Source organism: Micromonospora psammae (genome assembly GCF_036902725.1).
In the GTDB taxonomy this organism is placed as follows: Bacteria; Actinomycetota; Actinomycetes; order Mycobacteriales; family Micromonosporaceae; genus Micromonospora.
Window position 1 is genome coordinate 679,125 of record NZ_JBAKHM010000001.1, and the last position, 24,426, is coordinate 703,550.

At 73.7% G+C, this 24,426-nt stretch carries 23 protein-coding genes; 14 read left to right on the forward strand and 9 right to left on the reverse strand.

Annotated features, from left to right (window positions below; genetic code table 11):
- Positions 1-16: 16 nt before the first annotated feature.
- The gene (locus tag V6U79_RS03145) at positions 17-2,905 is read left to right on the forward strand and encodes a vitamin B12-dependent ribonucleotide reductase (RefSeq protein ID WP_334527584.1); all 2,889 of its coding nucleotides are present in this window, start codon (positions 17-19) and stop codon (positions 2,903-2,905) included.
- A 116-nt stretch (positions 2,906-3,021) separates the two neighbouring features.
- A complete protein-coding gene (locus tag V6U79_RS03150) occupies positions 3,022-3,957 on the forward strand; it encodes a DUF2332 domain-containing protein (RefSeq protein ID WP_334527581.1) in 936 nt (311 codons plus the stop codon).
- A gap of 85 nt (positions 3,958-4,042) precedes the next feature.
- Here the strand turns inward: V6U79_RS03150 and V6U79_RS03155 are convergent, their stop codons facing one another.
- The gene (locus V6U79_RS03155) at positions 4,043-4,360 is read right to left on the reverse strand and encodes a TraR/DksA family transcriptional regulator (protein ID WP_334527578.1); all 318 of its coding nucleotides are present in this window, start codon (positions 4,358-4,360) and stop codon (positions 4,043-4,045) included.
- 599 nt (positions 4,361-4,959) lie between these two features.
- Here V6U79_RS03155 and V6U79_RS03160 point away from each other — a divergent pair.
- Together V6U79_RS03160 and V6U79_RS03165 are read left to right on the forward strand one after the other, a co-directional pair.
- On the forward strand, positions 4,960-5,385 hold the full coding sequence (locus V6U79_RS03160; protein ID WP_334613365.1) for a hypothetical protein: 426 nt from the start codon (positions 4,960-4,962) through the stop codon (positions 5,383-5,385).
- A 346-nt stretch (positions 5,386-5,731) separates the two neighbouring features.
- Complete coding sequence (locus tag V6U79_RS03165) at positions 5,732-6,709, forward strand: asparaginase (protein ID WP_334613366.1); 978 nt, start codon at positions 5,732-5,734, stop codon at positions 6,707-6,709.
- Between the two features lie 189 nt (positions 6,710-6,898).
- Here V6U79_RS03165 and V6U79_RS03170 read toward each other — a convergent pair whose 3' ends face one another.
- The gene (locus tag V6U79_RS03170; RefSeq protein WP_334613368.1) at positions 6,899-7,861 is read right to left on the reverse strand and encodes a LuxR C-terminal-related transcriptional regulator; all 963 of its coding nucleotides are present in this window, start codon (positions 7,859-7,861) and stop codon (positions 6,899-6,901) included.
- Positions 7,862-8,084: 223 nt separating this feature from the next.
- Here V6U79_RS03170 and V6U79_RS03175 point away from each other — a divergent pair, with 223 nt between their 5' ends.
- From V6U79_RS03175 to V6U79_RS03195, 5 genes are all read left to right on the forward strand, one after another.
- The gene (locus tag V6U79_RS03175; protein ID WP_334527566.1) at positions 8,085-8,258 is read left to right on the forward strand and encodes a hypothetical protein; all 174 of its coding nucleotides are present in this window, start codon (positions 8,085-8,087) and stop codon (positions 8,256-8,258) included.
- Positions 8,255-8,515 carry a hypothetical protein gene (locus V6U79_RS03180; RefSeq protein WP_334527563.1) on the forward strand — a complete coding sequence of 87 codons (261 nt, stop codon included), beginning with the start codon at positions 8,255-8,257 and terminating at the stop codon, positions 8,513-8,515. Before V6U79_RS03175 ends, V6U79_RS03180 begins: the two co-directional genes overlap by 4 nt.
- A gap of 50 nt (positions 8,516-8,565) precedes the next feature.
- Positions 8,566-9,870 (forward strand): FG-GAP repeat domain-containing protein, encoded by a 1,305-nt coding sequence (locus tag V6U79_RS03185; RefSeq protein ID WP_334613369.1) that lies wholly within the window; start codon positions 8,566-8,568, stop codon positions 9,868-9,870.
- 166 nt (positions 9,871-10,036) lie between these two features.
- On the forward strand, positions 10,037-10,279 hold the full coding sequence (locus V6U79_RS03190; protein WP_334527551.1) for a DUF5522 domain-containing protein: 243 nt from the start codon (positions 10,037-10,039) through the stop codon (positions 10,277-10,279).
- Between the two features lie 176 nt (positions 10,280-10,455).
- Positions 10,456-11,010, forward strand: coding sequence for a hypothetical protein (locus V6U79_RS03195; RefSeq protein ID WP_334527548.1), 555 nt, complete (start codon positions 10,456-10,458; stop codon positions 11,008-11,010).
- 28 nt (positions 11,011-11,038) lie between these two features.
- On the opposite strand, the gene V6U79_RS03200 is transcribed toward V6U79_RS03195, so the two are convergent.
- Positions 11,039-11,722, reverse strand: coding sequence for an iron-dependent transcriptional repressor DtxR (locus tag V6U79_RS03200; RefSeq protein ID WP_334527546.1), 684 nt, complete (start codon positions 11,720-11,722; stop codon positions 11,039-11,041).
- A gap of 98 nt (positions 11,723-11,820) precedes the next feature.
- Between V6U79_RS03200 and V6U79_RS03205 the strand changes: the two genes are divergently transcribed.
- The 3 genes from V6U79_RS03205 to V6U79_RS03215 are packed head-to-tail and all read left to right on the forward strand — an operon-like array spanning position 11,821 to position 16,491.
- Positions 11,821-12,678, forward strand: coding sequence for a sulfurtransferase (locus V6U79_RS03205; RefSeq protein WP_334613370.1), 858 nt, complete (start codon positions 11,821-11,823; stop codon positions 12,676-12,678).
- A gap of 48 nt (positions 12,679-12,726) precedes the next feature.
- Positions 12,727-13,908 carry an acetoin utilization protein AcuC gene (locus tag V6U79_RS03210; RefSeq protein WP_334527540.1) on the forward strand — a complete coding sequence of 394 codons (1,182 nt, stop codon included), beginning with the start codon at positions 12,727-12,729 and terminating at the stop codon, positions 13,906-13,908.
- A gap of 27 nt (positions 13,909-13,935) precedes the next feature.
- Positions 13,936-16,491 carry a bifunctional acetate--CoA ligase family protein/GNAT family N-acetyltransferase gene (locus V6U79_RS03215; protein ID WP_334613371.1) on the forward strand — a complete coding sequence of 852 codons (2,556 nt, stop codon included), beginning with the start codon at positions 13,936-13,938 and terminating at the stop codon, positions 16,489-16,491.
- 13 nt (positions 16,492-16,504) lie between these two features.
- Here the strand turns inward: V6U79_RS03215 and V6U79_RS03220 are convergent, their stop codons facing one another.
- Complete coding sequence (locus V6U79_RS03220; RefSeq protein ID WP_334613372.1) at positions 16,505-16,945, reverse strand: VOC family protein; 441 nt, start codon at positions 16,943-16,945, stop codon at positions 16,505-16,507.
- 116 nt (positions 16,946-17,061) lie between these two features.
- Positions 17,062-18,078, reverse strand: coding sequence for an RNA polymerase sigma factor SigB (gene sigB, locus V6U79_RS03225; RefSeq protein ID WP_442933339.1), 1,017 nt, complete (start codon positions 18,076-18,078; stop codon positions 17,062-17,064).
- A 212-nt stretch (positions 18,079-18,290) separates the two neighbouring features.
- Between sigB and V6U79_RS03230 the strand changes: the two genes are divergently transcribed.
- Complete coding sequence (locus tag V6U79_RS03230) at positions 18,291-19,079, forward strand: sporulation protein (RefSeq protein ID WP_334527530.1); 789 nt, start codon at positions 18,291-18,293, stop codon at positions 19,077-19,079.
- 85 nt (positions 19,080-19,164) lie between these two features.
- Here the strand turns inward: V6U79_RS03230 and dtd are convergent, their stop codons facing one another.
- Both dtd and V6U79_RS03240 read right to left on the reverse strand, forming a co-directional pair.
- Positions 19,165-19,587: a D-aminoacyl-tRNA deacylase gene (dtd, locus tag V6U79_RS03235; RefSeq protein WP_334527527.1), complete on the reverse strand. Its 423-nt coding sequence runs from the start codon at positions 19,585-19,587 to the stop codon at positions 19,165-19,167.
- 43 nt (positions 19,588-19,630) lie between these two features.
- Positions 19,631-21,115: a DUF7782 domain-containing protein gene (locus V6U79_RS03240; RefSeq protein ID WP_334613373.1), complete on the reverse strand. Its 1,485-nt coding sequence runs from the start codon at positions 21,113-21,115 to the stop codon at positions 19,631-19,633.
- Between the two features lie 186 nt (positions 21,116-21,301).
- Between V6U79_RS03240 and V6U79_RS03245 the strand changes: the two genes are divergently transcribed.
- Complete coding sequence (locus V6U79_RS03245) at positions 21,302-22,522, forward strand: S8 family peptidase (RefSeq protein ID WP_442933735.1); 1,221 nt, start codon at positions 21,302-21,304, stop codon at positions 22,520-22,522.
- A gap of 66 nt (positions 22,523-22,588) precedes the next feature.
- On the opposite strand, the gene V6U79_RS03250 is transcribed toward V6U79_RS03245, so the two are convergent.
- Positions 22,589-23,659, reverse strand: a complete 1,071-nt coding sequence (locus V6U79_RS03250) for an ABC transporter ATP-binding protein (RefSeq protein ID WP_334613374.1) — start codon at positions 23,657-23,659, stop codon at positions 22,589-22,591.
- Positions 23,656-24,426 (reverse strand): ABC transporter permease (locus V6U79_RS03255; RefSeq protein WP_334613375.1); only part of this gene is annotated, 771 nt, incomplete at its 5' end. The genes V6U79_RS03250 and V6U79_RS03255, both read right to left, overlap by 4 nt.

Consider the following 24,426-nt stretch of genomic DNA (forward strand, 5'->3'; position numbering starts at 1 on the left):
CGAGGGGGCGGATGAGATGGCGGGGGACGGCGTGACAGCCAGCCGGTCGCGGGCAGCGAAGAACGGCGCGGTGACGGGGCTCAAGGTGCAGCGGGTCTGGACGACCGAGGGCGTGCACCCCTACGACGAGGTGACGTGGGAGCGTCGCGACGTCGTGATGACGAACTGGCGGGACGGCTCGATCAACTTCGAGCAGCGCGGGGTGGAGTTCCCCGAGTCCTGGAGCGTCAACGCGGCCAACATCGTGACCACCAAGTACTTCCGGGGCGCGGTGGGCACCCCGGAGCGCGAGTGGTCGCTTAGGCAGCTGATCGACCGGGTGGTCACCACCTACCGCAAGGCCGGTGAGGAGCACAACTACTTCGCCACCCCGGCGGACGCGGAGATCTTCGCGCACGAGCTGACCTGGATGCTGCTGCACCAGGTGTTCAGCTTCAACTCGCCGGTCTGGTTCAACGTCGGCACGCCGTCGCCGCAGCAGGTCAGCGCCTGCTTCATCCTCAGCGTCGACGACTCGATGGACTCCATCCTGGACTGGTACAAGGAGGAGGGGCTGATCTTCAAGGGCGGCTCCGGCTCCGGCGTCAACCTCTCCCGGATCCGCTCCTCCCGCGAGCTGCTCTCCTCCGGCGGCAACGCCTCCGGCCCGGTCAGCTTCATGCGCGGCGCGGACGCCTCCGCCGGCACCATCAAGTCCGGCGGCGCCACCCGGCGCGCGGCGAAGATGGTCATCCTCGACGTGGACCACCCGGACATCCAGGAGTTCGTGGTCACCAAGGCGCGCGAGGAGGACAAGATCCGCGCGCTGCGCGACGCCGGTTTCGACATGGACCTGGGCGGCGCCGACATCGTCAGCGTGCAGTACCAGAACGCCAACAACTCGGTCCGGGTCTCCGACGAGTTCATGACGGCGGTGGAGAACGGCGGCGGCTTCGACCTGCGCGGCCGGCTCGACGGGGCGACCATCGAGACGATCGACGCGAAGAAGCTGTTCCGTGACATCTCCCAGGCCGCCTGGGAGTGCGCCGACCCCGGCCTGCAGTACGACGACACCATCAACGACTGGCACACCTGCCCGGAGACCGGGCGGATCACCGCGTCGAACCCGTGCTCGGAGTACCTGCACCTGGACAACTCCTCGTGCAACCTGGCCTCGCTCAACCTGATGAAGTTCCTCCGCGCCGACGGTGGCTTCGAGGTGGAGAAGTTCGTCAAGTCGGTCGAGCTGGTCATCACCGCGATGGACATCTCGATCTGCTTCGCCGACTTCCCGACCGAGAAGATCGGTGAGACCTCCCGCGCCTACCGGCAGCTCGGCATCGGCTACGCCAACCTGGGCGCGCTGCTGATGGCCTCGGGCCTGCCGTACGACTCGGAGCAGGGTCGCTCGGTCGCCGCGGCGATCACCTCGCTGATGACCGGCACCGCCTACCGCCGCTCGGCCGAGCTGGCCGGCGTCGTCGGCCCGTACGACGGCTACGCCCGCAACGCCGAGCCGCACAAGCGGGTCATGCGCAAGCACGCCGCGGCCAACGACGCGATCAAGCCGGCCGGCACGGTCGCCACCGCCATCCAGCGGGAGGCGACCAAGCAGTGGACCGAGGGCAACAAGGTCGGTGACAAGTTCGGCTGGCGCAACTCGCAGGCCAGCGTCCTCGCGCCGACCGGCACCATCGGCTTCATGATGGACTGCGACACCACCGGCGTGGAGCCGGACCTGGCGCTGGTCAAGTTCAAGAAGCTGGTCGGCGGCGGCTCGATGCAGATCGTCAACCAGACCGTGCCGCGCGCCCTGCGCAGCCTCGGCTACCCCGAGGAGCAGGTCGAGGCGATCGTCGAGCACATCGCCGACCACGGCCACGTGGTGGACGCCCCCGGGCTCAAGCCGGAGCACTACCCGGTCTTCGACTGCGCGATGGGCGAGCGGACGATCGCCCCGATGGGTCACGTGCGGATGATGGCGGCGATCCAGCCGTTCGTCTCCGGCGCCATCTCCAAGACGGTCAACATGCCGGAGGCGGCCACCGTCGAGGACGTCGAGAAGATCTACTTCGAGGGCTGGAAGCTCGGCCTCAAGGCGCTGGCGATCTACCGGGACAACTGCAAGGTCGGCCAGCCGCTCTCGGTGGCCAAGTCCAACAAGGCCACCGAGCCGGCCGCGGTCGAGGCCGCCGCCGTCGAGAAGGTGGTCGAGAAGGTCGTCGAGTACCGCCCGGTGCGCAAGCGGCTGCCGAAGAAGCGCCCGTCGGAGACGGTCAGCTTCTCCGTCGGCGGCGCCGAGGGCTACCTCACCGCGTCGTCCTACCCCGACGACGGCCTCGGCGAGGTCTTCCTCAAGATGTCGAAGCAGGGTTCGACGCTCGCGGGGGTGATGGACGCCTTCTCGGTGGCCATCTCCATCGGTCTCCAGTACGGCGTGCCGCTGGAGACGTTCGTCAGCAAGTTCACCAACATGCGCTTCGAGCCGGCCGGCATGACCGACGACCCGGACGTGCGGATGGCCGCCTCGGTGATGGACTACATCTTCCGTCGCCTGGCGCTGGACTTCCTGCCGTACGAGCGCCGCGCCGAGCTGGGCATCTTCACCGCTGCGGAGCGGTCCGCCCAGCTGCGGGCCGAGGCCGAGGCGGAGAGTGCCGCCGCCGACCTCACCGCGATGGCGTCCTCGGCTCCCGTCGAGGCGCCGGAGCCGAAGACCGGCCCGGTGGCGCAGCCGGCCCAGGAGATGGCAGAGGTCGCCGCCGCCAAGCCGGCCCCGTCGGTGGGTTCCTCCACGGAGCTGCTGGAGGCCGTGATCGGCAAGGCCGCCGACGCGCCGCTCTGCTTCACCTGCGGCACCAAGATGCGGCCCGCCGGCAGCTGCTACGTCTGCGAGGGCTGCGGCTCCACCAGCGGCTGCAGCTGACCCGCACGGTCCGACGGCAGGTCGTGCCCGACCTGCCGGCCTGATCACCGGAAAGTCCCCCGGACCGCCACGGTCCGGGGGACTTTTCGCGTGGGGATCACTGCGATCATCGACACATGACCATCGCCGCGAGCTACGCCGAGTTCGCCGCCCGGGAGGCGCGCGGGGTCTCGCCCACGTACGAGCGGCTGTCCCTCGCCGTCTCGCGGGACGACGAACTGCTCGCCTTGGTCGGCACGCTCCCGCCCGGCAAACGGCAGCCGAACCTGCTCTTCGGCGTCGTCCGGCTGCTCGGCGGGCCGGTCGCCGACCCGGCCGCGTTCCGTGAGTTCACGGTGGCGAACTGGGCGGCGGTCGCGGCGGAGCTGCGTACCCGGGCCACCCAGACGAACGAGCCGGGGCGGTGCGCCGTACTCCTGCCGGTGCTCGCCGCGTTGCCGCAGCCGCTCGCGTTGCTGGAGGTGGGTGCCTCCGCCGGGCTCTGCCTCTACCCCGACCGGTACGCCTACCGCTACGGCGAGCACGTGCTCGGCGCGGGCGGACCGGTCTGCGAGTGCGCGGCCACCGGGCTGGCGCCGGCGAGCCGCCTACCCGAGGTGGTGTGGCGGGCCGGCCTGGACCTGAACCCGCTCGACGTGACCGATCCCGCCGACGTCGACTGGCTCGACGCTCTCATCTGGCCGGAGCACGAGCGGCGCCGTGCCCGCCTCCGGGCGGCGGCGGCCGTCGCCGCGGCCGAACCGCCGCTGCTGGTCCGTGGCGACCTGGTGGACGACCTGCCGGCGCTGGCCGCACGGGCGCCGGCCGGGGCGACGCTGGTGGTGTTCCACACCTCCGTGCTCTACCAGGTGCCGTCGCCGCGCCGGGCCGCGTTCGTCGAGGTGGTACGCGGGCTGCGCGGCCACTGGATCTCGAACGAGGCCCCGGAGGTGCTGACCCACGACGGGCTGCCGGAGTCGCCGGGCGAGGCGCTGTACAACGTGCTGGCGCTCGACGGGCGGCCGCTGGCCTGGACCCGCTCGCACGGGCAGGCGATGACCTGGTTCGGCTGACCCGGGCACTCCCGGGCGCCGCAGCGGTCGGCCGGATCCGTAGGGGCGGGGGGCTGCCGCGTCGGCCAGCCCCCGGCCCCGTACGTCAGCGCTGCTTCTGCTGGCAGGGCACGCAGAACCGGGCGTGCGGCAGCACCTCCAGGCGTTCCTGGGGGATCGGCGCGGCGCACCGCTCGCAGATCCCGTACCGGCCCTCGGCGATGCGCCGCAGCGCCCCGGTGATCTGCTCCAGGCTCTGCCGGGTGGCGGCGAGCAGCGCGTCCCGGGTGTGCGCCTCGGTCGGATCCCCGGTGTCGGCGGTGAGTTCGGTCAGCCGGGCGGTGTGCATCTCGAAGTCGGACGTCAGGGTCGACCGCAGTTCGTCGATCCATTCCTGGCGGCCCGGCTGGGTGTGCGTGGTCATGGCGTAGCTCCTCGGAAAAAGAAAAGGGCCGAAGCTGTGGAAGCTTCGCCCTGGTGGCCGTTCACATGGTGTGCAACCGGGCCAGGAGGGCTACGTCCGGCGGGGATCGGCAGTCCGGGGGCGACCGAGCCGGCGCGCGACGGCGCGACCGCGACTCGCACGACGCGGGTGGCCACGGTGACCCGAAGGGCGGGCCGGCGGGCAGCAGCGAGCGCCGCCGTCGTGCTGACGGCGGTGCTCTGCTGCTGGCCGGACGGACGCATCCGGCCACCATAGGCCGGGCCGACCGGAAAGCCAACGCCCTAACTGCGCCGTCTCGCGCCGATGCGCGGTAGGTCCGCCGGGGCCCTGGTCCGCCGGCGTTGCCGATCGGCGCGCGTGAAGATGGAGGATGCGGTGCTGGTGGGCCCGGGCGCGCCGGCCTTGCCGGTCGGCGTCGCCCCGGTCGCGGTCGTGCCGCAGCAGGACGACGCCGTTGCCGAAGGTGTGGGTCCCGATCAGGCGCAGCGGCTGCCGCTCGCCCGACGCGGGAAAGACGCGGGGGTCGGCCGCCGCCGAGGACGACCGGGTGGACGTGGAGCCGGTGATCGCCGACCGGCGTGTCCCGCCAGCTGCCGGAACGCTACGCCGTCGGCCTTGCCGCGTTCCGCGGCGACGCGGTGCTCTTCACCGTCGCCGTCCTGTCGTACCGGCAGCGGATCACCGCGCCGGCGCTGCTCGCCCCGCCTCGTTCCGGTGCTGCCGGCAGGGCCGTCCCGCCAAGGAGCCGGCCGGTGAGCTGGGCGGACTCGCCATCCCGGTGGCTGACCGCCTCGGTCCGGTGGCGTCCGCCCCCGCCGTCAGGCGGCCGTGGACTGGACGGTCGCTTCGACGACCCGTTCTCCGGCCGCTGCGGCGGCCCGGCGCACTGCGACGGTCTCCCGGATTCGCCGCCGGGCCGCCCGCCAGTGGCGCTGGTCGCGGCAGGTGCGGTGAGCTGGCTCGACGATCATGTCCGACTCCTCTACTGCGTGGCGGCACGGTAGCCGTCCGATGTGCGGACACCACGGGCGTGAGCTGGCTCGCGCTGGCGGGGCGATCGGCGTCCTGGCCGACGCGTTACACGCTAGCCCCTAATTCCTTCGTCAAGCAACTAACTGGCTCATGGCGACGGTCACAGATGGTGTCCGGATGCCCACTTCTCGTCAGCATGATCGTCTGGTCCGTGGGCGGTCAGCCCGGGCGGCAGGTCGGGTGAGCGGCGATCAGCCGATCATCGCCACGCGGTGGGGGAGCCGCGCATCCGGTGCGGCGGTGTCCGGTTCAGGGGACACGGTCGGTGGCAGTGGCGGTAGGTTCCATCCCCGATGCGGCGCGGCGAAAGGGACAGGCGTGACCATCTGCATCCTCACCCTCGGCGGCACCATCGCGATGGCGGGGGCCGGCCCGGGCGGCGTGGTGACCCGGCTGACCGGGGCCGAACTCGCCGCCGCGGTGCCCGGGCTGGCGGACCTTCCGCTGGAGGTGCGGGACGTCGAGGCGGTGCCGAGCGCCGGCCTGACGTACCGGCGGATCCTCGACCTGGTGGCCGTGGCGGGCGCGGCGGTGGCGGACGGGGCGGTCGGGGTGGTGGTGACCCAGGGCACCGACACGCTGGAGGAGACCGCCTTCCTGGCGGACCTGGTCTGGCCGTACCCGGCGCCGCTGGTCTTCACCGGCGCGATGCGCAACCCGACCCTCGCCGGGCCGGACGGGCCGGCGAACCTGCTCGCCGCCGTCCGGGTCGCCGCCGCGCCGGCCGCCCGTGACCTCGGCGTCCTGGTCGCCGTCAACGACGAGATCCACGCCGCCCGGTACGTCCGCAAGACCCACAGCACCAGCCCGGCCACCTTCGCCTCGCCCAACGCCGGACCGCTCGGTCACGTCATCGAGGGCGAGGTGCGGGTGCTCACCCGGCCGGCGCGGCACGCCCCGCTGCCGCCGGTGGACCCGGACCGGCTGGCCGCCACCCGGGTGGTCCTGCACACGGTCACCCTGGACGACGACGTGGCGCTGCTCGACCGGCTCGCCGATGCTCGGCAGGGGCTGGTCGTGGCGGGCTTCGGGGTCGGTCACGTGCCGCCGGCCTTCGCCCCGGTGCTCGGCGCGCTGGTCGAGCGGATGCCGGTGGTGCTGACCTCGCGGACCGGCGCCGGTTCGGTGCTGCGCCACACGTACGGGGCGGTCGGCTCGGAGACCGACCTGCGCCGGCGCGGGTTGGTCAACGGCGGACTGCTCGACCCGTACAAGGCGAAGGTGCTGCTCCGGCTGCTGCTGGCCGGCGGCGCCGACCGGGCCGGGATCGCCGCCGCCTTCGCCGCGCACGGTTGACCGGTCCGGCCGCCGGCCGCCCGGCCGGGTGATATCCAGACACGCCGTCGGCCTCGTAGCGCTCGGCGGGTAGGCAGTGCCGGGCCAGGACGTCGCCGACCGTGGTTCCGGGCTCGTCGCATCCCCTGCAAGATGCGGTGTCGTCCGCGGTCGCGCCTCGGCGATCACGGTGGGCCGGAAGACCCGGGCTCAGATCCAGCCGCGCCGGGCCGCCTCGACGCCGGCCTGAAAGCGACTGTTCGCCTGGAGCCGGTCGGTCAGTGAATTCATCAGCCGCTGGACGCTGCGGGCGGAGACGCCCAGCTGCCTAGCTGCCGACTCATCGGTGTGCCCGGCGGCGAAGAGCCGCAGCAGCGCCCTCTCCTGCGCACCGGGCGTCGTCGACGGGGTGCCGGGACGGTGACCGAACGGGGTGCCCTGCTGCCAGACCTGCTCGAAGAGGGCGAGCAGCCCGGCGACGATGCCCGGACTGCGCAGTTCCAGGGCACCGAGTCGGGGTTGCCTCGGGTCGATGGGCGTCAGCGCGATGCTCCGGTCGACGATGACCAGACGCATCGGCATCGTCGGCGCCGTGCGGGACTCGCTGCCCAACGCCGCCATCCGCCGGGCGTGCGCCAGCGTCGCCGGGTCGTTGCGGAAGCTGTCCTGGTAGACGTTGCGGATCCGCACCGTCCGTTCGAGCGCCGCCGCGTTGAGCGGCGCCTCGGACTGCAGGGTGTCGGCAGGCTGCGCCCCGCCGGGGGTGAAGGAGAGACATTCCGTCGTCGCCGTACGGGCGAGCTCGGCGAGCCGCTCGCGGACCGCCTCGATGCCCTCCAGCCGGATCACCACCTCCTGCTGCTCGTGCGTCATCGCCAGGTCGGCGATCGTCGTCCGTACCGTCTCGATCTGCCGCTGGCGGACCGCGATGTCCGCCTCCACCTTCGTCAGCAGCGCGGCGAGCCCGGTCTGCGGGCGCACGGCCCGCGCCACGCCGCCGGGGCCGTCGAGACGGATCAGCGCCAGGCCGGCCAGAGCGTCCAACGCGTGGTGCACCTGTGACTGGCCGATGTGGAGTCGGGCTGCCAGCCCCGCCACGTCCAGCGTCGGGTGCGCGATCATCGTGAGGTAGACCGACTCGTCCGTCGCCGATAAACCCAGTGCCTCCAGCATCGATCCTCCCCGTTGTGTGTTGAGGGTGATCCTAGGGCGGCGGCGACGGTTGCGCGGTCCCCGTCGCAGCCATTGCGACTTCTCGCCTGGCAAGGTTCCGCCACTTCCCACCCGGTGACAACGGCGCTCCCTTGCGGCACGCTTTTGCCAACGCGGTGAACAAACACCGGAACAGGGCCGGGTCGGCCCTGATCGCCCAACCAATTCTGTGGGAGGAATGGCTATGTCCGCGCTTTGGAACCTGTCCAATCGGCTGTATCTCACCGCTGTCATCGTCTCGGTGGTGGCGATCGCGATCGCACTGACCCAGGGCGCGGGCGGCGATACCGGGACGGCTTTGCTGGCCGAGGGATTCGGTTGGATCGAACCGGATTTCGCCGTGCCGGACCCGTCGTGATCGCCGCCCTGGCTCGCATCGCCCCACTCGACGGAAACCGCGATTATCCCGAAGTGGAGCTTCGCGGCCAGTTGTGGGCGCAGGCGGGCAAGGACCGACGAATAAACCATCTGCGAATTCGGGCCGGGCCGGCCGGATTCGACATCATCGCCTTCGTGGCTGCCGACAGTCCTCCGGCGGCTCATTCCATCCTGCACGGATTGGTGCAGGAATTGCTTGTCAACGACCCCCGACTTCGCCTCTGGCGTGTCGTGTGAATCCCCTGCCCATCCGAAGAGGACGAGTCGATCCCCCGAAAGGAACCGCAGTGTTCGTGCAGCGCGCACGCAGAATGGCGGGTCTCGCCGCCGTCGCCACGTTGGCCACCGCCATGGCGACGGCCATCGCCATCGCCCCTACGGCGGCCATGGCCGCTCCCGCCACCCCCTACTTCAGCTCCAGCATCGACGGATACGCCTCCTACGACGGCCAGGAGATCTGCGACCCGAGCGCCAAGCCGGGCGTGGTGGGCTTCAAGGACCTGGTCAACTCGACCTACGGCTCGCACACCTGGGGCATCGCCCGGGACTGCAGCAGCGGCGGCACCAGTGAACACAAGGAGGGCCGGGCGCTCGACTACCACTTCAACTACAACGACGCCGGACAGCGGGCCGACGCCGCCGACCTGCTCGGCTGGCTGCTGGCCACCGACTCGCACGGCAACAAGCACGCCATGGCCCGCCGCCTGGGCATCATGTACATCATCTGGAACGACCAGGTCTGGAAGTCGTACCAGGCGTCCGCCGGGTGGCAGGAATACGACGGCTCCAACCCGCACACCGATCACATCCACTTCAGCTTCAGCTGGGACGGCGCGAAGAAGCGCACCTCGTGGTGGTCCGGTGGCGATGTTCCGCCGGCGCCGGAGGATGTGCCGATCTCGGGTGACTGGGACGGCGACGGCGACGAGACGGTGGGCGTCTTCCGTCCGAGCACCTCGACCTTCTACCTGCGCAACACCAACAGCGGCGACGCCACGAGCATCTTCAAGTTCGGCCACGGGCCGTCCGGCGACATCCCGGTGGCCGGTGACTGGGACAACGACGGCAGGGACACCGTGGGCGTGTTCCGTCCGGGCGTCTCGACCTGGTACCTGACCAACGGCACCACCAGCACCGACATGGAGTTCAAGTTCGGCCACGGCCCGTCGGGTGACCTGCCGGTTGCCGGTGACTGGAACAACGACGGCAGGGACACCGTCGGCGTGTTCCGTCCGGGCGTCTCGACCTGGTACCTGACCAACGGCACCGGGGTCCTCGACGCGGAGTTCAAGTTCGGCCACGGCCCGTCGGGTGACCTGCCGGTCGCCGGTGACTGGAACAACGACGGCAGGGACACCGTCGGCGTGTTCCGTCCGGGCAACTCGACCTGGTACCTGACCAACGGCACCGGGGTCCTCGACGCGGAGTTCATCTTCGGCCACGGCCCGTCGGGCGACGTCCCGGTGACGGGTGACTGGGACAACGACGGCGACGCCACCCCGGGTGTCCGCCGGCCCAGCAACAACACCGTCTACCTCCGCAACACCAACAGCGGCGGTGCGGTCGACATCCAGTTCATCTACGGCGTCTGATCCGAATCGGCTCACCGCGGTGGCGGGGCCCGGGACTTTCCCGGGCCCCGTCACCGTGTCCGACGAGCCGTCCTCCGCCGGCGCTCGCCGCGCTGCCGCGGCCACTCGCGGTGCTGACGGCCGGGGCCGGCGGTGCTCCACCCCGGACCTCCGTAGACTCGCCGCGATGAGTGGGGAACGCCGCCCGTTGGCGGACCGGCCGTTGACCGAGCCGCATCCGTCGCGGCTGGCGCCGGGTCACCCGCACCGGGAGCGGATCCTCGCCGCGCACGCCGCCGCGCTGGCCGCCGGCGAGGCCGGCTATCCGGATCCGGGCACCGGGCTCTTCGTGCTCACCGCCGGTTTCCTGGCCCGCCGGGGCACCTGCTGCGGGCGCGGCTGCCGACACTGCCCGTACGTGGACGACTGAGGTGATCCGGACGCTCCCGCCGGGCCGAGCCTCGGTGGCGGGCTGACCGGGCTGGTGGGCGCCGCCGCGACCTGACCGCCGGCCCAACGCCGGACGATCGTGGGCTTCCGCCCGGCGGGGACAGCCCGTACGGTGTCCGACGGACATCCGGCGGGCACCCGCCGACGATCACGGAGGTGCGCGTGTACGGGCGGATCTGGCTCGCCGGCGTGGGCGTGCTGCTGACCACGGGCTGCGGCGCCGAGGCCGGGCCGGTGGCCGTGCCCCCGGTGCCTCCGGTGGCGGTCGAGGTGGCCGCCGCCTCGTCGGGTGGCGCCTGCCGGCTGCTGGACTTCGCGGTCATCGAGGAGCACACGGGCGTCCGGTTCGACGTCGCGGCGGCCAGCGACCGGGGCGACACCCACACCTGCGTGGTCCGCGCCGAGGACGCGGCCCTGCCCGAGCTGACGCTGACGGTCACCGACACCTCGATCGACGTGCCGACGTTCACCGCCGACGTGCAGCCCGACGGGGCGGCCAAGGTGTCGAAGCTCGGTCAGGTCGCCTACCGGCGTACCGTCGCGAAGACCGGCAAGCGCGGTCCGGTCGCCGAGGTGGGCTGGCTGGTGTCCGGGAAGCGGTTGGCCACGTTGCGCTGGACCTGCCCGAAGGCCGAGCCGAAGGCGACGGCGGAGGAGCTGACCGGCAAGCTGGTCGACCTGGCGAAGCAGATCGACCCCGCGGCGATGTGAGGCGGCCGGGCCGCCGGGTGACGGCGGCTCAGTGCGCGGCGACGAAGACCCGGGACGCGACCTCGCGGGGGAGCCGGATGCGTTCCCCGGAGCGGTCGATGAACACCCCGTCCCGTTCCTGCGCCACCGTGACGGTGGCGCCCGGGTCGACCCCGGCGGCGTGCAGCTGGCGCAGCACGTCGGCGTTGCTCTGCACGCTCTCGCAGATCCGCCGGACCACGACCTGACCGGAGAGGCCGGGGAACGCGAGGTTCCGCTCGGTCTCGGCGGTCTCGGCGGCCGGCTCCGCCGAACCCAGCAGCTCCAGGCCGGGGATCGGGTTGCCGTACGGCGAGCGGGTCGGCCGGTTGAGCAGGTCGTAGACCCGCTTCTCGACGGCGTCGCTCATCACGTGCTCCCAGCGGCAGGCCTCCTCGTGGGCCTCCTCGTAGGGCATCCCGATCACATTGACCAGCAGCAGCTCGGCGAGGCGGTGCTTGCGCATGACGGCGACGGCGTGGTCCCGGCCCAGCGCGGTGAGCGTCAGGTGCCGGTCGCCCTCGACGGTGAGCAGGCCGTCGCGCTCCATCCGGGCGACCGTCTGGCTGACGGTGGGACCGCTCTGCCGCAGCCGCTCGGCGATCCGGGCACGCAGCGGCGGCACCCCCTCCTCTTCGAGCTCGAGGATGGTGCGAAGGTACATTTCGGTCGTATCGACCAGGTCATGCTTCACGTCAGCGGCCCTCCGGTGCACGATGCTACCCCGGCCGACCGACGAACGGCCGCCACCGAACCGCGAGGTGACCACCCGGATGGTGTTCACTGGACGCCATGTCCGGAACCGGAGAGCCGTTGATCGAGCCCGGCCAGCTCGCCGTCGCGCTGGCGGAGCCCGACCCGCCCACCCTGCTCGACGTCCGCTGGCGCCTCGCCGGCCCGCCCGGACGCGACGACTACGCCGCCGGCCACCTGCCCGGCGCGGTCTTCGTCGACCTGGACACCGCGCTCTGCGGCCCGCCCGGCGCCGCCGGGCGGCACCCGCTGCCCGACCCGGCCGCGCTCCAGGCCGCGCTGCGGGCCGCCGGCGTCCGCGCCGGTCACCCCGTCGTCGTGTACGACGGCGGCGACGGCATGTCCGCCGCCCGCGCCTGGTGGACGCTGCGCTGGGCCGGGCACCGCGAGGTACGGCTGCTGCACGGTGGCTGGCCCGCCTGGCTCGCCGCCGGCCTGCCCACCGCCACCGACGTGCCCACCCCGCCCCCGGGCGACGTGACCGTGCGCCCCGGCGCGCTGCCGGTGCTGGACGCCGACGCCGCGGCCCGGCTCGCCGCCGCCGACTCCGGCGTCCTGCTCGACGTGCGCGCCGCGCCCCGCTACCGGGGCGAGACCGAGCCGATCGACCCGGTCGCCGGGCACGTGCCCGGCGCGGTGAACCTGCCCGCCCCCGAGTACGTCACCGAGGGCCGCTTCCCGACCGCCCAGGCGCTGCGGGAGCGGTTCACCGCCGCCGGCGTGACCGACGGCGCACCGGTCGGGGCGTACTGCGGATCGGGGGTGACCGCCGCGCAGGCGGTGCTGGCGCTGCACCTGGCCGGCCGGCCGGACGCCGCGCTCTACGTCGGATCCTGGAGCCACTGGGTGGCCGACCCGGCCCGGCCGGTGGCCACCGGGGAGACACCCCGGCGCTGAGCAGCGCGTGCGGTGGGTGCCCGGCGGCGCTCGTGCGACGATGGCCCCATGTCGGACGACACAGTGGTGGTGTGGGACGAGGCCCTGCTCGCCTACGACATGGGGGAGCACCCGCTCGACCCGGTGCGGGTGGAGCTGACCATCGCGCTGGCCCGCGCGCTGGGCGTCCTGGACCGGCCCGGGGTCCGGCTGGTCAAGCCGGAGCCGGCCGACGACGCGCTGCTGACCCGGGTGCACGACCCGCGCTACCTGGAGGCGGTGCGGACGGCCCCCGCTGACCCGCTCTTCGCCGGCTTCGGGCTGGGCACCTCCGACAACCCGGTCTTCGACGGGATGCACGAGTCGAGCGCGCTGGTGGCCGGCGCCACCGTGGCCGCCGCCGAGGCGGTCTGGCGGGGCGACGCGCGGCGCGCGGTCAACGTGGCCGGCGGCCTGCACCACGCCATGCCGGCCCGGGCCGCCGGGTTCTGCGTCTACAACGACCCGGCGGTGGCCATCGCCCGGCTGCTCGACCTGGGCGCCGAACGGGTCGCGTACGTGGACGTGGACGTGCACCACGGCGACGGCGTGCAGGAGATCTTCTACCGCGACCCGCGGGTGCTGACGGTCAGCCTGCACGAGACCCCGCTCGCCCTCTTCCCCGGCACCGGGTTCCCCGACGAGACCGGCGGCCCCGGCGCCGAGGGCAGCGCGGTCAACCTGCCCCTGCCCCCCGGCGTCGACGACACCGGCTGGCAGCGCGCCTTCCACGCGGTCGTGCCGTCGGTGCTGCGCGCGTTCCGGCCGCAGATCCTCCTCACCCAGTGCGGCGCCGACGGGCACCGGTACGACCCCCTCGCCGACCTGCACCTCTCCGTCGACGGACAGCGCGCCACCTACCTCGCCCTGCGGGCGCTCGCCGACGAGCTCTGCGACGGCCGCTGGGTCGCCACCGGCGGCGGCGGGTACGCGCTGGTCGAGGTGGTGCCGCGGGCCTGGACCCACCTGCTGGCCGTCGCCACCGGCGACCCGGTCGCCCCGGCGACGCTCACCCCGCCCGCCTGGCGGGAGCTGGTCGAGCGGCGGCTGCCCGGCCGGCAGATCCCGCTGCGGATGACCGACGACGTCGACCCGGCGTACGAGCCGTGGCAGCCGACGGGCGAGCCGAACGCCGTGGACCGGGCCATCGCCGCCACCCGCAAGGCGGTGTTCCCGCTGCTCGGGCTCGACCCGCACGATCCCCGTGACTGACCGGGCGGCCGGGGAACGGGACCGGCCGTGACCGCTGTCGACCAGCCGGTGGACGTGCTGCTCAGCGACGGCAGCACGGTGCAGCTGCGGCCGATCCGGCCGGAGGACGCGCCGGAGATCGTGGCGATGCACTCCCGCTTCTCCGAGCGCACCCGCTACCTGCGCTACTTCTCGCCGTACCCGCGCATCCCCGACCGGGACCTGCAACGTTTCGTGGTGGTCGACCACCGCGACCGGGAGGCGTTCGTGGTGCTCGCCGGCGACCGCATCGTCGCCGTCGGCCGGTACGAGCGGCTCGGCCCGGAGGGCCCGGAGGCCGAGGTGGCGTTCGTGGTGGAGGACGCCTACCAGGGCCGCGGCATCGGCTCGGTGCTGCTGGAACACCTGGCCGACGCGGCCCGCCGCGCCGGCATCGTCCACTTCGTCGCCGAGGTGCTCCCCGCCAACGGCGCGATGCTGCGGGTCTTCTCCGACTTCGGCTACCAGGTCCAGCGCCAGTTCGCCGACGGGGTGGTGCACCTGAGCTTCCCGATCGCCCCCACCGAGGCGACGCTGGAGGTGCAGCGCGGCCGGGAGCACCGCACCGAGTCCCGCTCGATCGCCCGGCTGCTCGCGCCGCGCGGCGTCGCCGTCTACGGGGCCAGCGCCACCGGTCAGGGAGTCGGCGCGGCGGTCCTCGGTCACCTGCGCGACGGCGGTTACCCCGGCGCGATCGTGCCGGTGCACCCGAGCGCGGCCACCGTGGCCGGGCTGCCCGCGTACCCGTCGGCGGCCGCGGCCGGCGCGGACATCGACCTGGCGGTCGTCGCGGTGGCCCCGGAGTCGGCGCCCGCGGTCGTCGCCGACGCGGCCGCCGCCGGCGCGCACGGCCTGGTGGTCATCTCGGCCGGCTTCGCCGAGTCCGGCGGTGCGGGCGCGGCGGCGCAGCGCGCGCTGGTCCGGGCCGCGCACGCCGCCGGCATGCGGGTGGTCGGACCGAACTGCCTCGGCGTGGCCAACACCGACGAGAAGGTACGCCTCAACGCCACGCTCGCCCCGGTGCTGCCGGCGCCGGGGCGGGTCGGCTTCTTCAGCCAGTCCGGGGCGTTCGGGGTGGCCCTACTGGCCGAGGCGCACCGCCGTGGCCTGGGCCTGTCCAGCTTCGTCTCCGCCGGCAACCGGGCCGACGTCTCCGGCAACGACCTGCTCCAGTACTGGCAGGACGATCCCGGCACCGACGTCATCCTGCTCTACCTGGAGACCTTCGGTAACCCGCGCAAGTTCGCCCGGCTGGCCCGGCGGATCGGCCGGGACAAGCCGGTGGTGGCGCTCGCCTCGCTGGCCCGCCCGCTCGGCGGCGGTGACGCGCCCGGCCTCGACGAGGCGGCGGTCAGCGCGCTCTTCGCCCAGTCCGGGGTGATCCGGGTGGACACCGTCGCCGAGCTGCTCGACGTCGGTGTCCTGCTGGCCAACCAGCCGCTGCCCGCCGGCGGTCGGGTTGGCGTGGTGGGCAACTCCTCGGCGCTGACCGGGCTCGCGGCCACCGCCTGCGCCGCCCAGGGACTCACCCTCGCCGAGGGCTATCCGCACGACGTCGGCCCGCGCGCCACCGCGGCCGAGTTCGCCGCCGCGCTCGCCGCGGCGGCCACCGACGAGGCGGTCGACGCGCTGGTCGCGGTCTTCGCCCCGCCGCTGCCCGGCCAGCTCACCGTCGAGGAGGGCGACTTCACCGCCGCCCTGCCGGCCGCGCTCCCCGGCGCCAAGCCCACCGTGGCCACCTTCCTCGCCGGCCGGTTGCCCGCCGGGGTGCCCGCGTACCCGAGTGTGGAGGAGGCGGTGCGGGCCCTGGGCCGGGTCACCCGGTACGCGGCCTGGCTGCGCCGGGATCCGGGGACCCTGCCCGAGCTGCCCCGGCTGGACCGGGCGGCCGGTCAGGCCGCCCTGCGCGCCGAGATCCCCGACCCGGCCGGACTGCTCGCCGCGTACGGCATCGACCTGGTCGGCTCGGCTCCCGCCGGCACCGCCGAGGAGGCCCTCGCCGCCGCCGAGCGGCTCGGCTGGCCGGTGGCGCTGAAGGCCGCCGCCCCCGGCCTGCGGCACCGCCTCGACCTCGGCGCGGTCCGCCTCGACCTGGCCGACCCGCCCGCGCTGCGCCGCGCGTACGCCGAGCTGGCCGCGGTGTTCGGCGCGCACGTCCTGGTCCAGCCGATGGTCCCGCCCGGGGTGGCCTGCGTGGTGGAGCTGATGGAGGATCCGGCGTTCGGGCCGGTGGTCGGGTTCGGCCTGGGCGGCGTCGCCACCGAGCTGCTCGGCGACCGCGCCTGGCGGGCGGTGCCGTTGACCGACCGGGACGCCGCCGAGCTGGTCGACGAGCCCCGGGCCGCGCCACTGCTGCGCGGGCACCGGGGCGCCGCACCGGTCGACCGGGCCGCCCTGGCCGACCTGCTGCTGCGGGTCGGCCGGCTCGCCGACGAGCAGCCCCGGGTCCGCAGCCTCACCCTGAATCCCGTGCTGGCCCGTCCGGACGGCATCTCCGTGCTGCACGCCACCGTCGGTGTCGGCACCGCCGCCGCCCGCCCGGACACCGGCCCCCGCCGCCTGTGAGGACGGCCGCCGGTCAGTGCCGGGCCCCCCGCTCGGCGGCGGGCGTCACCGCCCGGGCGGAGATCTGCTGGACACCCCAGGCGTTGCCGTCCGGGTCGGTGAAGAAGATGAAGCCGACGTTGTCCAGCGGGTCCGGCACCGGCCGCGGGTTCTCGCCCAGCACCTGGATCTCGCTGACCTCGACGCCGCGCTCCAGCAGCTCCGCCCGGGCCCGGTGCAGGTCGGGCACGACCAGTTGGAGTCCCTTGAGCGAGCCGGGTGCCATCTCGGGCACGACCCCCTTGCCGATCACCACGGAGCAGCCGGAACCCGGCGGGGTCAACTGCACCACCCGCGCGTCGTCGCCGATCACCGTGTCGTGGTCGACGGCGAAGCCGAGCCGGTCGGCGTAGAACTCCTTGGCCCGGTCCACGTCGGACACGGGCACCACGACCACTTCCAAGGTCCAGTTCATGCTGTCTCTCCCGGTGAGTTGAGATGCGAGGGGCTGGTACGCCCCACTCTGCACGCATCCCGCGCCGGCACGGCGGAGGCCCCGGCGAACCGCCGGGGCCTCCACGTCGTGGCCGGTCAGCAGGCGTACGCCTCCAACCGCTGGGCCCGCTCGGGGGCGCGCAGCTTCAGCAGGGTGACCTTCTCGATCTGCCGGATCCGCTCCCGGGACAGGCCGAACTCCCGGCCGACCTCGTCCAGGGTGCGCTGGCGGCCGTCGTCCAGGCCGAACCGGAGCCGGATCACCGCCTGCTCCCGCTGGGACAGCGTGGCGAGCACGATCCGGACCTCGTTGCGCAGCTCACCGTTGGCGGCGGCGTCGGCCGGCTCGACGTTCGGGTCCACCGCGGCGACGAAGTCCCCGAGCGCGCTCTCGCCGTCCTCCCCGACGGTCTGGTCCAGGCTGACCGGCTCCCGGTCGTACGAGATCAGCTCGATCACCTGGAACTCGGGGATCTCCAGCGCCGCGGCCACCTCGCCGACGGTGGGCTCCCGGCCGAGGCTGACCGACAACTCCCGGCGGACCCGGACCATCCGGTTGACCTGCTCCACCATGTGCACCGGGATGCGGATGGTGCGGGCCTGGTCGGCCATGGCCCGGGTGATCGCCTGCCGGATCCACCAGGTGGCGTAGGTGGAGAACTTGTAGCCCTTGGCGTAGTCGAACTTCTCGACCGCGCGGATCAGACCCAGGTTGCCCTCCTGGATCAGGTCGAGGAAGGCCATCCCGCGGCCGGTGTAGCGCTTGGCGATGCTCACCACCAGCCGCAGGTTCGCCTCCAGCAGGTGGTCCTTGGCGGCGCGGCCCTGCGTCGCGATCAGCTCCAGGTCGGCGGCCAGCTCGGCGGAGACCGGGGTGCAGGTCGCCAGCTTCTCCTCGGCGAACAGCCCCGCCTCGATCCGCTTCGCCAGCTCGACCTCCTGCGCGGCGGTCAGCAGCTTCGTCCGGCCGATCCCGTTGAGGTACGCCCGGACCAGGTCGGTGGAGATCCCGCGCTCGTCGGTGGCGTCCAGATCGGTCAGGGTGTCGGTGCCGTGCTCGGCGTCGATGGTGGTGGCCGGGCGCGTCTGGTGTTCGATCATCTGCAGGGCCATCTCAGTCTCTCCCCGTGTCCGCTTCTGTGCCGCGTACCGGCCCCAGTGGCGCCGGTAGGGACAGCTTTCCAACCGGGGCGTGAAACGGGAGTGAGGCGATCGGGGACCCGACAGGAATCCGATCCCGTGTTCGTCGCCCCTCCGCTTGCCGGGCCCGGTTACGGTGCCAGCGGTCGGCCACCGCGGCCGGCGTCGAGGCAACGGAGGACACGGTGGTCTTCAAGCGGCTGATGCAGGCGATGGGGGTCGGCGGCCCGTCGGTGGACACGGTGCTGGCCAACCCGAACTGCCGCCCGGGCGGCCAGCTGGAGGGCCGGGTCCAGGTGGCCGGCGGGGACCACGCCGTCGAGGTGTCCTACGTGGCGCTCGGCCTGGTCACCCGGGTGGAGGTGGAGAGCGGCGACGCCGACTACGACACCACCCAGGAGTTCGGCCGCCGGCAGGTGACCGGCGCGTTCCGGTTGGAGCCGGGGCAGCGGCAGGACATCCCGTTCCGTTTCGACGTGCCCTGGGAGACCCCGCTGACCGACCTGTACGGCCAGCGGCTGCACGGGATGACGATGGGTCTGCGTACCGAGCTGGAGGTGGCCCGGGCGGTGGACAAGGGTGACCTGGACGCGGTGTCGGTGCATCCGCTGCCCGCCCAGGAGCGGCTGCTGGAGGCGCTGCTGCGGCTGGGCTTCCGGTTCGCCCGGGCCGACGTCGAACGGGGACACATCTACGGGGTACGGCAGAGCCTGCCGTTCTACCAGGAGATCGAGTTCCACCCGGCGCCGCAGTACGCGCGCGCGATCAACCAGCTGGAGGTCACCTTCATCTCCGAGGCGGGGCAGACCCAGGTGGTGCTGGAGATGGACAAGCGCGGCGGCATCTTCACCGAGGGCCGCGACGCCTTCGGCCGCTTCACCGTCGACCACGCCACCGTGGACCGCACGGACTGGGCCGCCCAGCTCGACACCTGGCTGCACCAGTCCCTCCAACGCCGCGGCCTCTTCTCCTGACCGCCCCCACCCCCGTTGATCATGAAGTTGTCGCCACGACACGCCGGAGACGTGGGCGACAACTTCATGATCAACGCGTTGGGGGTCAGAGGTCCAGGAGGAGGGTGCGGGGGCCGGTGTTGACGCTCTCGACGAGCATGTGGGCCCGGAAGCGGCCGGTCTCGACCTTCGCGCCCCGGGCACGGAGGGCGTCGACCACCGCCGTGACCAGGGGCTCCGCCACCTCGGCGGGGGCGGCCGCGGTCCAGCTCGGGCGTCTGCCCCGCCGCGCGTCGCCGTAGAGGGTGAACTGGCTGACCACCAGGACCGGGGCTCCCGTGTCGGCGGCGCTGCGCTCGTCGTCCAGGATCCGCAGCTCATGGATCTTGCGGGCCATCGTCTCCGCCACCTGCGTCGTGTCGCTGTGCGTCACCCCGAGCAGCACCAGCAGGCCGTCGGTGATCTGACCGACCACCTCGCCGTCGACCGTGACGCTGGCCCGGCCGACCGTCTGCACCACCGCCCGCATCAGCCGGCCACCCGGACGCCGTCCCGGCGCGGCCCCGCCGTCGTCATGCCGTCACCGGTTCGATGATGCCGCGCTCGACCAGGTGGGACACGATCGGCCCGGCCGCTTCGGCCAGCTCCTCCGGCGCCACGTCGTGCGCGGCGGCGAGCAGGGTGAGCTGGTCGCGCAGGGGCAGCCGCCCGTCGCAACCCCCGACCAGGGCCAGCACCAGCGGGTCGACCTCCTCGGTCCAGCGCAGCCCGCGCGGCATGACGAGGACCTGCCGGTCCACCGCCCAGCCCTCGTCGCCCATGGTGGCCTCCTGCCGCAGCTGGAGCCCCGCCGCCGCCCGGTAGCGCTCGGCGAGCAGCGCGTCGGTGTCGCGTACCCGGAGGAAGTCCTGGCGGTCGAACCAGGCGGCGACCTGGTCGCCCAGCGGCGGCTCGACCCGCTGGCGCAGGTCCTCCACCCGAACCATCGGGTCGGCGTGCCCGGCGCGGCGCAGCGAGACGATGCCGAACCCGATCGCCTCCACCTTGTGCGCGTCGAACCAGTCCAGCCAGGCCGCCATCCGCTGCGGGTCGGCCGCCTCGCCGACGTCGGTGAGCCAGAGGTTGACGTACGCCATCGGGTCCGCCACCTCGCGCTGGATCACCCAGGCGTCCAGTCCGGTGCCGGCGAACCAACCGGCCACCCGCTCGCCCCACTCCTCACCGGCGACGTGCACCCAGTTCGCCAGGTACTGCATGGTGCCGCCCTCGGTGAGCAGGCCCGGCGCGGCGGCGGCCAGCTCGGACCCGATCGCGTCGCCGACCCGGCCGGAGTCCCGGTAGACGTGGGTGGTGGTGCCCGGACCGACCACGAACGGCGGGTTGCTCACCACCAGGTCGAAACGGCGTCCGGCGACCGGGGTGACCAGGTCGCCGCGGAGCAGTTCCCAGTCCTGCCCGTTGAGGGCGGCGGTGGTGGCCGCGAAGCGCAGCGCCCGCTCGGAGACGTCGGTGGCGGTCACCGTCCGGGCGTGGGTGGACAGGTGCAGGGCCTGGACACCGGAGCCGGTGCCCAGGTCCAGCGCGGTCTCCACCGGCCGGCGGACGGTGGCGCCGAGCAGCGTCTGGGAGGCTCCGCCGATGCCGAGCACGTGCTCGCTGTGCAGCGGCCGGCCGGGGCGGGCGCTGGCCGGCAGGTCGGCCAGCACCCACCAGTCGTCGCCGTACGGCTCCAGGTCCACCCCGGCGCGCAGGCCGTCGCCGTGCCGCTCGACGATCCCGCCGGCGAGCGCCTCGCCGAGGTCGAGCGGGGCGAGCGCGGCGGCCACCGCCGCCTCCGGCTCGGTCTGGTCGCAGATGAAGACCCGGATCAGGGTGGCGAGCGGGTCGCGCTCCTCGGTGGCGCGCAGCGCGGCCCGGAAGTCGTTGCGGGCCGCCCCGCCGGTGGCCTGCGGGCCGAGCCGGGCGGCGATCCCGTTCGAGGTGAAGTCCGCCCGGGTCAGCGCGGTGCGCAGCGCCTCGACGCCGGCGGGGGAGAGCAGCATGTCATGTCGGTCCACGTGGCCATCCTGCCTGCCGTCGGGACCGGAACGGCCGGCACCCGCGACATTGGCGCGTCACCTCAATCTATCGATCCACATCTCTTTCATGTGGCTCTATGCGTGGCTAGCATCTCCCCCAACAGCCGTCGATGGTGCCTCCCGGGGCCACGAGCCCCGCCGGACGCACCGGTAGGGAGACTGACGATGTCAGCTGTGCCCGTTCCCCGTCGCCGCGTGATCCGCGCGTTCGGCGTCGTCGCCGCCGCGGCGGCCCTCTCCGCCGCCGTGACCACCCCGGCCCTCGCCGCCCCCGCCGGCGAGATCCGCGGCGCGTCCGCCCCCGGCGCGATCACCGGCAGCTACCTGGTCGTGTTGAAGGCCGACGCCGTCGGCACCGCGAACAGCCCCGCCGCCCGCACCGCCGTGCCCGACCGCGCCGCCGACCTGGCCCGCCGTTACGGCGGCAGCGTCGCCGACGTCTACAGCGCCGCGCTCACCGGCTTCAGCGCGAAGATGTCCGCCGGCCAGGCCCGCCGCCTCGCCGCCGACCCGGCCGTGGCGTACGTCGAGCAGGACCGGGTGCTCACCGTCCAGGGCACCCAGTCGAACCCGCCGTGGGGCCTGGACCGGATCGACCAGCGCAACCTGCCGCTGAACTCCAGCTTCACCTACCCGAACACGGCCACGAACGTCCGGGCGTACATCATCGACACCGGCATCCGGACCACCCACACCGACTTCGGCGGCCGGGCCAGCTGGGGCACCAACACCGTGGACAGCAACAACACCGACTGCAACGGCCACGGCACCCACGTCGCCGGCACCGTGGGCGGCACCCGGTACGGGGTGGCCAAGGACGTCCGCCTGATCGCGGTGAAGGTGCTCAACTGCTCCGGCAGCGGCAGCACCACCGGCGTGGTGAACGGCATCAACTGGGTGACCGCCAACGCGGTCAAGCCGGCGGTGGCCAACATGAGCCTCGGCGGGGGCGCCAGCAGCGCCATCGACAACGCGGTGACCAACTCGGTCAACTCCGGGATCACGTACGCGGTGGCGGCCGGCAACTCCAGCGCCAACGCCTGCTCCTACTCGCCGGCCCGGGCCGCCGCCGCGATCACCGTCGGCGCCACCACCAGCAGCGACGCCCGCGCGTCCTACTCCAACTACGGCTCCTGCGTGGACATCTTCGCCCCCGGCTCGAGCATCCTGTCGGCCTGGCGCACGTCCGACACCGCCAGCAACACCATCAGCGGCACCTCGATGGCCTCGCCGCACGTGGCCGGCGCGGCCGCCCTCGTGCTGTCGGCCAACCCGTCCTACAGCCCGGCACAGGTGGCCAGCTACCTGACCACCAACGCCACCCCGGGCAAGGTGACCAACCCGGGCACCGGCTCCCCGAACCGGCTGCTCTTCGTCGTCAACTGACGACAGCGTCCGGGCGTGGCCCGGTGGGCGCCGGCCCACCGGGCCGCGCGCCGTCACCGGTCGGGGTCAGCCGACCGGGAGTGCCGACGCGTCGACCGGAGCGGGCGCGGCGGGCCAGGCCCGGGCCGGACCGTCGACGTGGACCGCCACCTCGGCGCCGACCGGCACCGGCTCGGCCTCGTCCCACACCCGGGCGGTGACCCGGGTGCCGTCGGCCAGCCGGAGGGCGACCAGCGCGTCGTGGCCGTGGAAGTCGCGCCGCAGCACCGTCCCGGTGACCGGGTCGGCGCCCGACACGGGAGCCAGCCGCAGCTGTTCCGGGCGGACCAGCACGGTCACCGGGCCGTCGGCCGGGGCGCCGTCGATCCGCAGGGTGCCCAGGGGGGTGCGGGCTGCGCCGTCCGCCGCCACCGCCGGCAGCAGCACGGCGTCGCCGACGAAACCGGCCACCCACTGGTCGGCCGGCGCCCGGTAGAGGGTGGTCGGCGAGGCGCTCTGCACCACCTGCCCGGAACGGAGCACCACCACCCGGTCCGCCGCCGACAGCGCCTCGCCCTGGTCGTGGGTGACCAGCACCGCGGTCGCCCCGTCGGCGCGCAGCGCCTCCCGGATGTCGTGCCGCAGCCCGGCGCGCAGCCCGGCGTCGAGGGCGCTGAACGGCTCGTCCAGCAGCATCAGCGACGGGCGGGGAGCCAGGGCCCGGGCCACCGCCACCCGCTGCTGCTGGCCGCCGGAGAGCTGGTGCGGCATCCGGTCGCCGTACCCGGCCAGCCCGACCAGGGCGAGCACCTCGTCCACCCGGTCACCACGGCGGTCGGCGCGGTCCAGGCCGTAGGCGATGTTGCCGGCGACGCTCAGGTGCGGGAAGAGGGCACCCTCCTGCGGCACCACGGCGATCCGCCGGCGGTGCGCCGGCAGGTGCCGGCCCGGCCCCGCGACCGGCCGGCCGTCGACCCGGATCTCCCCGGCGTCGAGGCGTTCGAAGCCGGCGAGGCAGCGCAGCAGGGTGGTCTTGCCGCAGCCGGACGGGCCGAGCACCGCGGTCAGCGCGCCGGCCGGGACGATCAGGTCCACCCCGTCCAGCGCGGTCACCCGGCCGTACCGCTTGACGACCCCGGTCAGCACGACCTCGCTCATCGGTCCTCCTTGTCGAGCAGGCCGCCCCGCGCGACCAGCCACCAGGTGGGCAGCGCCGAGATGACCACCAGCAGGGCGGCGTACGGGGCCGCGGCCGCGTACGCCCCGACCGAGGTGGCCGTCCACAACTCGGTGGCCAGGGTGTCGGTGCCGGTCGGCCGGAGCAGCAGGGTGGCGGGGAGTTCCTTCATGCCGGTGAGGAAGACCAGCGCGGCGCCCGCGCCGATGCCGGGCAGGGTCAGCGGCAGGGTGATCGTGCGCAGCACGGCCAGCGGGCCGTGACCCAGCGAGCGGGCCACCTCCTCCAGGCCGGGCGGGGCCTGGCCCGCCGCGCCGGCCACCGCGCCGACGGCCAGCGGCAGGAAGAGCGTGGCGTAGGCCAGCGCCAGCAGCCAGGTGCTCTGGTACAGCGGGTACGCCACGGTGATGCCGAAGAAGATCAGGGAGAGCCCGACGACCACGCCGGGCAGGGCGTGGGCCAGGTAGGCCAGCCGGTCCAGCACGGTGGCGAGCGGGCCGGGCGCCCGCGCCGTGAGCAGCCCCAGCGGCAGCGCCAGCAGCATGGTCAGCGCCGCGCCGGCCAGCGAGAGCCAGAGCGAGTTGCCCGCCGCGGTGGCCACCTCGGCCAGCGCGCCGGGCCGGGACACCCCGTCGACCAGCCGGCGGGCCAGGCTCACCGCCGGCACGCCGAGCGCGAGCGCGGCCACCCCGAGCAGCGCGGCGAGGGCCGGCCAGCGGGCCGCGCCGAGCCGCAGCCGGGCGGCCGA